This window comes from Caloramator australicus RC3 (genome assembly GCF_000297115.1).
Classification (GTDB): domain Bacteria; phylum Bacillota; class Clostridia; order Clostridiales; family Caloramatoraceae; genus Caloramator; species Caloramator australicus.
In genome coordinates, this window is the sequence record NZ_CAKP01000020.1 from 1 (window position 1) to 12,913 (window position 12,913).

A 12,913-nucleotide genomic window follows, 5' to 3' on the forward strand; every position below is an offset into this window, starting at 1 on the left:
ATATAAAGATGACGATGATGTAATAGGATGCAGCGCAGAAGGGCATGTAAGCCATGTATTATCGGCGAGATTAAGCAGCAGGCCATTAGGATGGAGCAAGGAAGGATTAAAGATAATGGCAAAGCTAAGGGTATTTAGCAAGAATGGAGGAAATTTAAGGGAAATAAGTGTGTTTAAGGAAGATGAAAAAGCCTTCAAGGTAAGTAAGAAGAAAATAAAAGAAGCGATAAGAAAGATAAATAAATCTTCACGTGAAGTTATGAATAATATAACGATATTGAACATAGGGAAAGTAACGCCAATTTACAGGATATTAAAATCAATAAAATATGAAAATATAATTTAAGTTTTTTAAATTTAACAAACGCCTTGAAACTAGCTAATTTAAGGGGTTGTCTATAAAAATTAACCTACAATATCTTGACACTATCCAAAACCATATTATTCTTGAGAAATACTATAATTAATTATATAATAACTTAATAGTTATAACATAATGTTAGGAGGATGCAAGTTGAAAAAGGGAGAAATTTACGAAGTTGAAATAAAGGATGTTAACTTTCCTAATAAGGGAATAACAGTTATAGATGGTAAAACCGTATATATCAAAAATGCTATATTAGGTCAAAAAGTCAAAATAAAAATAGTAAAAAACAAAAAAGATTACGCTGAAGGAATAATCATAGAAACTATAGAAAGGGCAAATAATGAAATAAACCCTCCCTGCAGCGTTTTTGGTTTATGTGGCGGGTGCTCCTATCAATCACTACCATATGAAGATCAAATTGCTTTAAAGTCAGAACAAGTAAAAAAATTACTTGATGAAGCAGGAATTAAATACGAATTTCTAGGAATTGAAAAAAGTCCATTAGAGTTTGGATATAGAAACAAAATGGAGTTTACGTTTGGAGATGATGAGGGAAAACTAGCTTTAGGGTTGCATAAAAAAGGAAAGTTCTATGAGGTTATTACAACAGATGATTGTAAAATCGTCCACGATGACTTTAATAAAATATTAGATGCTACCCTTTCCTATTTTTCTAAACTTAATGTCCCCTACTACAGCAAAAAAACTCATGAGGGATTTTTAAGGCATCTTGTTTTAAGAAGGGCCTTTAATACTAACCAACTGCTTATAAACATCGTTACTACCTCACAGTTAATTTTTGATTTTAAAGAATATGTTAATATGATTCTTTCATTAAACTTAGAAGGAAAAATAATGGGAATACTTCATACGATAAATGATTCCATTTCAGATGTCGTTCAAAGCGACAAAACAGAAATACTATACGGAGTTGATTTTATAGTCGAAGAAATATTAGGGCTCAAGTTTAAAATAACAGCCTTTTCCTTCTTTCAAACTAACTCTAAAGGCGCAGAAAGGTTATATTCGGTTGTAAGGGATTTCGCAGGTGATACAAAGGATAAAATTATTTTCGACCTTTATTCAGGAACAGGAACGATAGCTCAAATTATGGCACCTGTTGCTAAAAAGGTTATTGGAATAGAAATAGTTAAAGAAGCTGTTGAAGCAGCAAAGGAAAACGCAAAGTTAAACAATTTAGAAAACTGTGAATTTATCGCCGGGGATGTCCTTACAAAGGTGGATGAATTAAACATAAAGCCCGATATCATAATCCTTGACCCACCAAGGGATGGAATTCATCCTAAGGCTATAAATAAAATAATCAATTTTAAAGCACCAAAACTCGTTTATGTATCCTGCAAACCCACATCCCTTGCAAGGGATTTAAAGGTATTCGTAGAAAACGGATATAAGGTAAAAAAAGTAAAATGCGTTGACATGTTCCCACATACACCACACGTTGAGACTGTTGCGTTAATAGAGAGATAATAACAAAGTCAATCTAAAAAGTGATGATAAGAATAAAATATTTAAAGAGGGGGGATTATATTTGAGATCTAATAAAAATTCATTAATTTATTTATTTATAATCACCTTTTTGTTGGCATTAGATCTTAGAACAACACTTAAAATCTCCTATTTTTATCAAACCAGCTTAAATGCAATATTGACGGAATATAATAAGGGATTGCAGGAATTTAAAAAATCCAATAATCCAGAAGATATTCGTTCGTCTGTTAGAATAGCAGAACAGATTAATATATCCGAGCCGGAATCTTTAAATGGTTTAACATTAACTAATATATTATTTAAAAAACAAAATCAAAAGTGCATCGATTATATTAAAATTTTATTGGATTTTTCTAGGGAAATTTATATTAATCCATCAAATAAAAATACAATAATAGAAGTATATGAAAACAATGAAAAGATAATTAATTTAACTTCAGAAGTTAAATCAAAGGGAATAATAAAAACATTAAATTTGCAAAAAGAAATTAATCTTTTAATCGATAAATCCTTTGTTGACATAGCTGATTATATAAGAGGCCAAAAATAAATCCATAGACTAATGTTTAGCCTATGGATTTTAGTATTTCCTTTTTCACTTTAAGAATCGATGGGGCACTCATGCTAAGCTCGTCTATTCCATAATCTATTAAAAGGGGGATCATACTAATGTCAGAGGCCATTTCTCCACACATCCCAACCCATTTACCCTCTTTATGGGCATTATCTATAACCATTTTAATCAATCTTAGAATTGCAGGGTGGGACGGTTCATAAATATTAGAAACTTTCTCATTCATCCTATCCACAGCTAAAGTGTATTGAATCAAATCATTTGTGCCAATAGAGAAAAAATCAACTTCTTTAGCAAGCAAATCCGATATAATAGCAGCTGAAGGAACTTCTATCATAATACCTATCTCAATTTTATCAGAAAACTTTTGTCCTGCCTTTTTCAATTCAGCTTTAACATCCTCTAAAATCTCCTTCGCCCTTTTTATTTCATCCACCTTAGAAATCATAGGGAACATTATTTTTAAGTTTCCATAGATTGAAGCCCTTAAAAGTGCTTTAAGCTGCGTTTTAAATAAATCCAGTCTCTCAAAACAAAGCCTAATTGCCCTTAAACCTAAAAATGGATTCATCTCCGTTCCAACATCTATATAAGGTATCTTTTTATCTCCACCAACGTCTAAAGTTCTTATGATTACAGGTCTAAAATCCATCTTTTCTAAAACGTATTTGTAAACCTCAAACTGTTCTTCCTCTGTTGGTGCTGTTTCCCTATTCATGAATAAAAATTCCGTCCTAAATAGTCCAATCCCATCAGCACCATATTTTAAAGCAACATCAACTTCCTCTTTAGAAGAAATATTTGCTGCAACTTCAATTCTTTTGCCGTCCTTTGTCAATACCTTTCTATCTTTATATATTAATAGTTCCCTTTTCTCTTCCATTTCCCTTTGGATTTTATTTTGGTATTCATCAATTAGACTTTCATCAGGATTTATATATATAATTCCCTTTACCCCATCTAAAATGATTAAATCCCCAGTTTTTAATATTTCCGTTGCATCCTTTATCCCTGATACTGCAGGAATTTCAAGGGCTCTTGCAATAATTGCTGAATGGGATGTTTTTCCCCCAAGTTCAGTTATAAATCCAAGGACATATTCTCTATTGAGCTGAGCTGTATCTGAAGGCGTTAAATCCTTTGCAACTATAATACATTTATCCTTTATATCGCCAATTGAACTTTTTTCTTCTCCTTTAAGAGCTCTTATTATTCTGCCTCCAATATCCCTTATATCCGCTGCCCTCTCCCTCATATATTCGTCTTCCATGCTCAAAAAAATACCTTCAAACATTTCAACCGTTTCCTTAACTGCATATTCAGCATTAATATTTTGTTTTATTTTTTCTATGACAGAAGCCTTAAACTCTTCATCCTCTAAAATCATAAGATGAGCCTCAAATATTAAAGCCTTTTCTTCTCCAAAGTTTTTAACTGCAGTTTCTTTAATTGATTCTATTTCTTCCTTTGCTTTTAAAATTGCCTCTAGAAATCTTTTTATTTCCTTTTCAGTATCCTTGACTTCATATCTATTAATTGCATTTTCTTCTTCCCTTATTACATACGCTTTTCCTATTGATATTCCTGATGATGCTGCAATGCCTTTTAGCATAAAAACATCTCCTTCATTCAACAAGTGTTTCTATTAAGTTTATTATAGCATCCATTGCTTCCTTTTCATCTTCTCCATTTGCTTTTATTATTATTTCATCTCCATTTGATACCCCTAATGATAATACGCTCAATATACTTTTTGCATTTACATCTTTTCCGCCTTTATTAATCATAATTTCACTTTTAAACTTATTGGCCTCCTTCACAAGAAGGCTTGCAGGTCTTGCATGAAGCCCTGTAGGATTATTTATTATTACTTTTCTTTCTATCATAGTATTCCCTCCAATTCTACTACATTATAAAAGGCAGGAGGCCCTGCCTTTTATTAAATTTATCTTTTTGGTTTAAGTGCAGATATCATAAATCCAGTAACTAAGGTTCCTATAATTATTGCTATTGTATAGAGGAATAATCCTCCTACAGCATTTGGAATTGGCAATACGAATATTCCACCATGCGGAACTGCAAGGGTGCACTTAAATGCCATTGAAAGGGCTGCAGTAACTGCAGAACCGACCATTATGGATGGTATTATTCTAAATGGATCTGCCGCTGCAAATGGTATAGCACCTTCTGTTATAAAGGATATTCCAAGGAAAAATGCTGCTTTTCCAGCTTCCCTTTCTTCTTCAGTAAATTTATCCTTTGCAATAAGGGTTGCAAGGGCAACTCCAAGAGGTGGAGTCATACCAGCCGCCATAACTGCCGCCATTATCATAGATGGTTGACCTGCTGCAAGGGTTGAAACCGCAAAGGTGTATGCTGCTTTGTTTACAGGACCTCCCATGTCAAAGGCCATCATAAGTCCTAAAATTATACCTAAAGTTATAGCACTACCTCCGCTCATATTCTTAAGCCAATTTGCCATAGCATTATTAATCGCAGCTACCGGCCCACCTATTATATAAATCATACCAAGGCCAACAATAAGTGTAGAAAGAAGAGGTAATATTAAAACCGGCATAAGGCCTTCCATAGTCTTTGGAAGTTTAATAACCTTCTTTAGCCATGCTACAACATATCCTGCAGCAAAACCTGCTATAATACCACCTAAGAAACCTGCTCCAAGTTTTCCAGCAAGAACACCGCCAACCATACCTGGAACAAGACCTGGTCTGTCAGCTATTGAAAAGGCTATAAAACCTGCAAGGATTGGAACCATCAATGAAAAAGCACCACCACCGCCGATATCCATGAGGGCTGCAGCTAAAGTTCCTTTCTCTTCAAAGGCCTTAATACCAAACATAAAGGATAAAGCGATAAGTATACCACCTGCAACAACAAATGGAATCATGTAAGAAACACCAGTCATTAGGTGCTTATAGGCTCCAGTTATCTTTTCCTTCGATTCCTTTTTTGCCTCAAAAACCTTGTCTACATATTCCTTCTTTTCCATAGCCATAGCCCTTTGAATTAATCCCTTTGCATCCTTTATTGCGTCTTTTACACTAGCTTTTACAATAGGAAGTCCACTGAATCTTTCCTCGTCAACTTTTGTGTCAACTGCTAAAATAACTGCATGGGCTCCTTTAATATCCTCATTTGTTATTTCGTTTTCTGCACCAACAGAACCCCTTGTTTCAACCTTAATGTCAACTCCAAGCTCCTTTGCTGCAATTTGCAATGCCTCTGCCGCCATGTAGGTATGGGCTATACCTGTGGGGCAGGACGTAACTGCTAAAATTTTCATAGAAAAATCCCCCTTTAACATATTTTAAATTTAATTGAAGGCATTAATGACATCCTCAAAATCCTTTGCATTAAAAAGCTTCTGTCGAACATCCTCATGCATTAGTTTCCTTGATATAAAGCTAAGTATATGAAGATGGGTATCAGCTGCATCTTCTGGAACAGAGATTAAAAAGAATATATGTGCAGGCTTTCCATCCATGGAGTCAAAATCAATTCCATTTTTTGATACTCCAAAGGTTATGCATGGCTCTACAACCGAAGAATCCTTACCATGTGGTATTGCAATTCCCATTCCTATTCCTGTTGAAAATTCCTCTTCTCTTTTTAGGACGGCCCTTTTAAAGGATTCTTTGTCCTTCAATTTACCATCCTTGTAGAGCATCTCAATTAACTCATCGATTGCTTCTTCCTTTGTCCTTGCTTTTAAATCAAAGGACACCCTTTCCTTTGAAAACATCATCTTTATGTCCAATTTACATCCACCTTTCAATTTTAATTTTTTTCATTAGCTTATTAATGTTTTCTAACTTCGGCGATTTTGTTCCTTCCTCAATAATTGAAGCTGTAGCAGAAGATACGGCTAATCTAAAGACTTCCTCATCCTCCATATTTTTAGATTCACCAAAGGCAATAGCTGCCACCATTGCATCCCCTGCGCCTACAGTGCTTTTAACCTCCACCCTTTCAGGATAAGCATACAATATCTTATCCCTTGTTACATAAAATGCCCCATTACCTCCCATCGAGATAACCGCCTTTTCTGTCCCTTGACTTATCAATTCCTTTCCTACTGAAGCTATGGAATTTAGATCATCTTTAAAATCCATTATCATCCTAAGTTCATTAATATTAGGTTTAACTATGTCTGGCTTTGCTAAAAGTCCATTTTTTAGAGCCTCTCCATCTGCATCTAATATCGTTATAGCACCTATATTCTTTAAAAGTTTAATCAACTCAAAATAAATATTGTTATCAGCTCCCTCAGGAAGGCTTCCTGATAATACAAATATATCTCCTTGCCGTGCATAATACTTTATTTTTTCAAATAATTTATCAATATTCTCTATAGTAATCCCAAACCCTTTTTGATTTATATCAGTAAAAATGTCGAATTTATTCTCTACTAATTTTATATTTGTCCTCGTTTCACCTTCTACATAAATAAAATCATGTTTAATTCCGAGCCTATCAAGCTGTTTAGTAAAATTCCCCCTATTTTCTTGTCCTAAAAATCCAAGGGCAATACTTTCTCCACCAATGGATTTAATAACTTTAGAAACATTAATACCCTTTCCCCCTATATCGATTAAGCTTTTAATGCTCCTATTAACATCCCCCTTTACAAGTTCATCCAAATATACAGTCATATCAAAGGCAGGATTTAAAGTAACTGTGTAAATCAATTTATCTACCACCTTTATTCTGTTATAACTTCTACACCAAGTTTTTTGTATTTTACCTTTTCTTCATCCTCCATATTATTTGTAATGATATAATTTACCCTCGATACCGGGCATATCAATGAGAATGTTACTTCATTAAATTTTGAACTATCTACACAAAGGTAAACTTCCTTTGCGTTTTCCATCATGGCCCTTTTTACATTTGCCTCCATTAAATTTGGCGTTGTAACTCCAAATTTTATTGAGACTCCATTTGCTCCAATAAAGGCCTTATCAACTCTAAATTGCCTTAACGTGTCTTCAGCAATAAATCCTACCATAGCCTTTGTTTTTGGTCTTATAATCCCACCTGTTATAATAACCTCAATGTCTTCCCTGCTTGAAAGGTCATTGGCAAGATTTACTGAGTTTGTAATTATAGTTACATTTTTAGCGGTAATATATCTTGCAATATATTGAGTTGTAGTTCCGGCGTCAAGGATAATTGTATCGCCGTCGTTAATAAGCCTTGCTGCAATCTTTCCTATATAATCCTTTTCATAAAGATACTTGTCCTGTTTTTCAATAAAGGAAGGTTCAAAATTAGTATGAAAACTGTTTACAGCACCACCATGGGTTCTTACTATTGCCCCCATAGTTTCAAGCTCATTTAAGTCCCTTCTTATGGTAGATTCAGATACATTGAACATTTTAGCAAGTTCAGAAACCTTTACACTTTGTCCACTTTTAATCAGCTCGATTATCTTATTTTTCCTCTCTTCTGCAAACATATAATCACCTAATCTCATTTTTGATTATTTATATTATAGTTTATGCTCATTTATGCTCGTTTATGACTATTTTAATTATAAATCGTCAGAAAATTATTGTCAAGAAAAAAGCATCCGTAAATTTGGATGCTTTAAAAATTTCTTAAAACTGTGATAAATCCATCTAAAATTTGGTGGCTTATTTTAAAACCCTTTTTCAAGTAAAAATTCAATGCCTTATCGTTTCCGTTGGATACAAATATAAATATATCTTTTATAATATCGAAGGACTTAAACCACTCCATTGATCTATTAAAAAATGCACTAATTGTAAAAATTACACTATAGACACATTACTTCTTATAGGATAAAATAAATTTATGGAAATAATTGTTAATACAAAAATATTAGTCATTAATAATCCCCTATAAACGAGGTGTTATAAAGTGAATCAAAATATTCAAACAAAAAATACGTTTACTTGGAAAGAGTTTTACGTTGAATTTGCCAATAGGTTGCTTACTTATAAAAACAACCGATCGCAACTTCTTACAATAATCAAAGATACCTATGATGATGTAGGATTACGCTACCCTTTTTTAGAAAAGGATGGAAAACCAATTGATGACATTTGTCCATTTACAGTATTTGGATGTTTCAACAAAGGAATAACCATTGAAAATCGAATAGCCATTATGAAAAAATTAGGCGATAAACTTGACGTTAAGGCCAAAACGCCAACTGAATTTAATGGTATTCCAATATTGAACAATTTGAAGGCTTGGTTTTTCGGCTTTAAAGCAGACCGTAGCGAAGATGATATTGATAATCTTTGGAATCTTTTTGAAGCAGCAATAAAATATGCAGATAATCCATCTAATGACAACGAGTCATTATTTATAACTTATTTTGACAAAGTAAGGAAGCAGCAAGGGGTAAAATGGAATATAACTGTGGGACTTTACTGGATACGTCCACTATTTTATCTAAATCTTGATGAACGTAATAGAAAATACTTAACTCAAATCAATACTCCATATTATTCAAAAATAACCAGTATTTCTGATTTAAAACAACTTCCTGATGCAAAAACTTATTTGGAGCTTATTTCAACTTGTAGAACAATATTTGAAGATATTAACTGCCCTCATAAAAGTTTTCCAGAATTGTCATATGCAGCATGGGAAAGCACAATTATAGAGACTCAAAATGATGGTTGGATTTTTCAAGGTAATCCTAATTATTATGACGTTATAGGTGCTGTTAAGGATCTTGAAATTATAACATGGAGCATTAAGCAATATCAAAATCAAATAAAAAAAGGTGATCGTGCATATATATGGGTTTCAGGTCAAAATGGTGGAATTATAGCTTCAGGTATTATTCTATGTGAACCAGAAATTAGACAAGATGAAGATCCAGACCCTTATATAATTTCAGATAATATTAATTCAGGGGAATATCCTGTTGTAGATATTAAACTTACACATAAATTAGTTGATAATATTTTAAAAAAAGAGGATTTATTAGCAGATGAACGTTTAAAAAATATAAGCTTTTTAAAATTCCCAAATCAAACAAATTTTAAGTTAACTAATGAACAAGCAAATATAATTGATGCCATTATCACTAATAAAATTCAGTATAAAGAAAAATTTATGTTAGGTTCACCTAAAAAGCGATATTGGATTTATGCACCAGGTGAAAATTCTTCTAAGTGGGATGAGTTTTATAATCAAGGTATTATGGGAATAGAATGGGACGAAATGGGCGACCTTAAACAGTATAAAAGCAAAGAAGATATGAAAGCAAAGATGAAAGAACTATATGGCCCTGAATTGTCATATAAAAATTCTGCTCTTGCAACTTGGCAGTTTGCAAATGAAATACAAATTGGCGATATTGTTTTTGCTAAAAAAGGTATGTACAAAGTTATCGGGCGAGGTATTGTTGAAACAGACTATATATATGATCCCAGTCGTAAAAGTTATAAACATATAAGAAAAATTAAATGGACTCATAAAGGCGAATGGGAACATCCTGGACAAGCAGTAATGAAAACACTTACTGATATTACTCCTTATACCGATTATGTTCAAAAATTAGAAGCTATATTCATTGAAGATAACAATTCCGTCATTATCGAAGAACCAGAGATAAAATATGAATCTTATACTAAAAATGACTTCCTAAGTGAAGTATTTATGACTGCTGAGCGTTATGATACTTTAGTCAATCTACTAAAAACGAAGAAAAACATAATTTTACAAGGTGCACCTGGAGTGGGCAAAACCTTTGCAGCTAAAAGGCTAGCATTTTCAATAATGGGTCAAAAAGACACAAGCCGAGTTATGATGGTTCAATTTCACCAAAGCTACAGCTATGAAGATTTTATTATGGGCTTCCGTCCCTCTAAAAACGGATTTGAACTCACATATGGGCCTTTTTACCAATTTTGTAAAGCAGCCCAAGATGATGATGAGAGGGATTATTTCTTTATTATTGATGAAATTAACCGTGGAAATGTAAGTAAAATCTTTGGTGAGTTGATGATGCTTATTGAAAGAGAAAAGCGTGGCGAAAAGATACGTCTGCTTTATTCCAATGAATTATTTTCTGTTCCATCAAACGTTTATATTATTGGAATGATGAATACAGCAGATCGAAGCCTTGCTATAATCGACTATGCCCTTCGAAGAAGATTTGCTTTTTTTGAACTCGAACCCGCTTTTGATTCTGATGGTTTTAGAGCGGTAATGCTCAAAGCTAATAATCCAAAATTTAATGCCCTTGTTGATAAAATTAAAGCTTTGAATGACTTCATCTGTAAGGATGAAACACTTGGAAGTGGTTTCCGTATTGGTCATAGTTATCTTTGCACTAATGATGAAGTAACGGATGAATGGTTGGAGGCTGTTATAAAGTATGAAATTTTACCTCTATTAAATGAATATTGGTTCGATGAACCAGCTAAAGTTGAGCAATGGTCAAAAAGTCTGTGTGGTGTCTTAAATGGTTAGAATTAAAAATATTTATTACATGCTCGCATATGCTTTTCAAATTTTAAATGAAGAAGGATACAATAACATAACATCAGAAGATTTTGACTATGCTTCGGATTTATTTGCTGCAATTCTGTCTAAAGGAATCACTAATCAAATAAAAAGAGGTCTTAACAAAGAATATCTTGAAAGAACTGAGGCTATAAATAGGCCTGTTGGGAAAATAAATATCTCAGCCTCAATTAAGCAAAATTTTATTACTAAAAAACAATTTGTTTGCGACTATGATGAACTCTTAGAAAATTCATATATGAATAAAATTCTTAAAACTACTGCTATGCTTTTACTGCGCTGTCAAGAAGTATCAATAAAAAATAAAAATGCTTTGAAAAAAGTAATGTTATATTTCAATGAGGTTGATGAGATAAAACCTGAGATGATTCAGTGGTCAAGTATAAAATACCACCGAAATAATTCTACATATAAGATGCTTTTAAATATATGTTATCTAATAATTGAAGGTATGCTTATGACTGAGCAGAACGGCACTTTAAAAATATCACGTTTTATAGATAATCAACATATGCATAGACTATTTGAAAAATTCGTTCTTGAATATTACCGCAGGCATTACCCAGAACTCAATGCATCGGCTGCACATATTGACTGGGATGTTAATGGTAGGCACATAGAATATTTACCTGTTATGAAATCAGACATCACTTTACGATACAAAAACAAAATCCTAATCATAGACACTAAATACTACTCGAAAACAATGCAAACAAATAGCCTTTTTGACAGCAAGACATTTCATTCCAATAACTTGTATCAAATTTTTACGTATATAAAAAATATGGAATCATTCTTTGCAGGCAAAGTAAGTGGTCTTATACTATATGCAAAGACTGATGAAGAAATAGTTCCAGACAGTGATTTCATAATATGTGGAAACTATATAAGTATTAAAACGTTGGATTTGAATACTGATTTTTCAAATATAACCAGGCAATTAAACACCATTGCAGAAAGTTTTATAAATTAATAGTTGTTTATCAAACGTTATTTAGTAATGGATTTTAAATTATCAGAGCCTCTTTCGTTTAATTTTATTGATCTATTAAACCGTAAGAGGCTCTTTATCATAGATAAAAATTAATTCCTTTAATATTTTAATCTCCATTTAATACAGACTGTTGAAAAAGTTGTTTTTGATAAGCCCCGTGAAGGATTTCCCTGGTATTCGCTCATTTCGCTAAGCAATTCTAAGCTTTTCTTTGTTTTCAAAAGTCGAAAAGCAAGAATTGCTAAAGCTTATGAGAGATGCCTTTTTGAAATCCATTCACGTAGCTCTTGCAAAATCTGAATACCAAAGAAGGTCTGTTTACAATCAGCATTTAATAATGATTTTAATTATCATCGAACAATCTTTTTACTTCAATGGGATCATTGGTAGGATTATTACATACAAAATTTTTGCAAACATAGACTGTTGTCTTGTCATTTAGCAAGGTTTGATTTATTGTATATTCTGCAATATTGTGTAATCTTTTAGTCTCATCTTTATCAGTTGGTTGTGAACTACCCCCACTTATAGAAGTGGTGGCTTCGTGGTCAAGGTAACTTCTGTTACCAGATTACCCACGCTCAAAGGGCTGTTCCTTCCCCATATATACCAATCACATGGCTAATTTTAGCAAATTCTTGCTTGCATTTATATCTCTATCATGAACTGCACCACACTTTGGACATTTCCATTCTCTCAATGCTAAATTCTTTACATCAGGATTTTTATATCCACATTCACTACATGTTTGACTTGATGCATAATTTTGTGGTGCTATTATTATTTCTCTGCCATACCATCTTGCTTTATATTCTAACATCCTTCTAAATTCTGCCCATGATACTTCTGTTATTGCTTTGGCTAATTTATGATTTTGTTGCATATTCTTTACCTGTAAATCTTCTAAAACTATCACTTGGTTTTCGTGTATAAT

Annotated in this window: 12 protein-coding genes; 5 read left to right on the top strand and 7 right to left on the bottom strand. The window is 32.7% G+C overall.

Going from position 1 to position 12,913, the window contains the following annotated elements; genetic code table 11:
• The 3 genes from CAAU_RS02430 to CAAU_RS02440 all read left to right on the top strand — a co-directional run.
• On the top strand, positions 1–346 hold a 346-nt coding region (locus CAAU_RS02430; RefSeq protein WP_192811168.1), incomplete at its 5' end, for a UPF0236 family transposase-like protein.
• A 168-nt stretch (positions 347–514) separates the two neighbouring features.
• Entirely contained in the window at positions 515–1,858 is a 1,344-nt protein-coding gene (gene rlmD, locus CAAU_RS02435; RefSeq protein ID WP_008907854.1) for a 23S rRNA (uracil(1939)-C(5))-methyltransferase RlmD, read from the top strand.
• 61 nt (positions 1,859–1,919) lie between these two features.
• Complete coding sequence (locus CAAU_RS02440) at positions 1,920–2,429, top strand: hypothetical protein (protein WP_008907855.1); 510 nt, start codon at positions 1,920–1,922, stop codon at positions 2,427–2,429.
• Between the two features lie 16 nt (positions 2,430–2,445).
• Here CAAU_RS02440 and ptsP read toward each other — a convergent pair whose 3' ends face one another.
• The 6 genes from ptsP to CAAU_RS02470 are packed head-to-tail and all read right to left on the bottom strand — an operon-like array spanning position 2,446 to position 7,932.
• Entirely contained in the window at positions 2,446–4,065 is a 1,620-nt protein-coding gene (gene ptsP, locus CAAU_RS02445; protein ID WP_008907856.1) for a phosphoenolpyruvate--protein phosphotransferase, read from the bottom strand.
• A gap of 13 nt (positions 4,066–4,078) precedes the next feature.
• On the bottom strand, positions 4,079–4,339 hold the full coding sequence (locus CAAU_RS02450) for an HPr family phosphocarrier protein (RefSeq protein ID WP_008907857.1): 261 nt from the start codon (positions 4,337–4,339) through the stop codon (positions 4,079–4,081).
• A 59-nt stretch (positions 4,340–4,398) separates the two neighbouring features.
• On the bottom strand, positions 4,399–5,757 hold the full coding sequence (locus CAAU_RS02455; RefSeq protein WP_008907858.1) for a PTS fructose transporter subunit IIC: 1,359 nt from the start codon (positions 5,755–5,757) through the stop codon (positions 4,399–4,401).
• 30 nt (positions 5,758–5,787) lie between these two features.
• Positions 5,788–6,231 carry a PTS sugar transporter subunit IIA gene (locus CAAU_RS15145; protein ID WP_008907859.1) on the bottom strand — a complete coding sequence of 148 codons (444 nt, stop codon included), beginning with the start codon at positions 6,229–6,231 and terminating at the stop codon, positions 5,788–5,790.
• Position 6,232: 1 nt separating this feature from the next.
• Positions 6,233–7,162, bottom strand: a complete 930-nt coding sequence (gene pfkB / locus CAAU_RS02465) for a 1-phosphofructokinase (RefSeq protein WP_008907860.1) — start codon at positions 7,160–7,162, stop codon at positions 6,233–6,235.
• A 14-nt stretch (positions 7,163–7,176) separates the two neighbouring features.
• Positions 7,177–7,932, bottom strand: a complete 756-nt coding sequence (locus tag CAAU_RS02470; protein ID WP_008907861.1) for a DeoR/GlpR family DNA-binding transcription regulator — start codon at positions 7,930–7,932, stop codon at positions 7,177–7,179.
• 425 nt (positions 7,933–8,357) lie between these two features.
• On the opposite strand from CAAU_RS02470, the gene CAAU_RS02475 reads away from it, so the two are divergent.
• The gene (locus tag CAAU_RS02475; protein WP_008907863.1) at positions 8,358–10,931 is read left to right on the top strand and encodes an AAA family ATPase; all 2,574 of its coding nucleotides are present in this window, start codon (positions 8,358–8,360) and stop codon (positions 10,929–10,931) included.
• Entirely contained in the window at positions 10,924–11,958 is a 1,035-nt protein-coding gene (gene mcrC / locus CAAU_RS02480) for a 5-methylcytosine-specific restriction endonuclease system specificity protein McrC (RefSeq protein ID WP_008907864.1), read from the top strand. The genes CAAU_RS02475 and mcrC overlap by 8 nt, the downstream gene beginning before the upstream one ends.
• 634 nt (positions 11,959–12,592) lie before the next feature.
• Here mcrC and CAAU_RS02485 read toward each other — a convergent pair.
• The coding region (locus CAAU_RS02485) for an RNA-guided endonuclease TnpB family protein (protein ID WP_242822556.1) at positions 12,593–12,913 on the bottom strand (321 nt) is incomplete at its 5' end.

Coding starts and splice junctions, on each gene's coding strand:
- ptsP (WP_008907856.1), bottom strand. CDS start 4,065: ATGCTAAAAGGCATTGCAGCATCATCAGGAATATCAATAGGAAAAGCG.
- CAAU_RS02450 (WP_008907857.1), bottom strand. CDS start 4,339: ATGATAGAAAGAAAAGTAATAATAAATAATCCTACAGGGCTTCATGCA.
- CAAU_RS02455 (WP_008907858.1), bottom strand. CDS start 5,757: ATGAAAATTTTAGCAGTTACGTCCTGCCCCACAGGTATAGCCCATACC.
- CAAU_RS02470 (WP_008907861.1), bottom strand. CDS start 7,932: ATGTTTGCAGAAGAGAGGAAAAATAAGATAATCGAGCTGATTAAAAGT.
- mcrC (WP_008907864.1), top strand. CDS start 10,924: ATGGTTAGAATTAAAAATATTTATTACATGCTCGCATATGCTTTTCAA.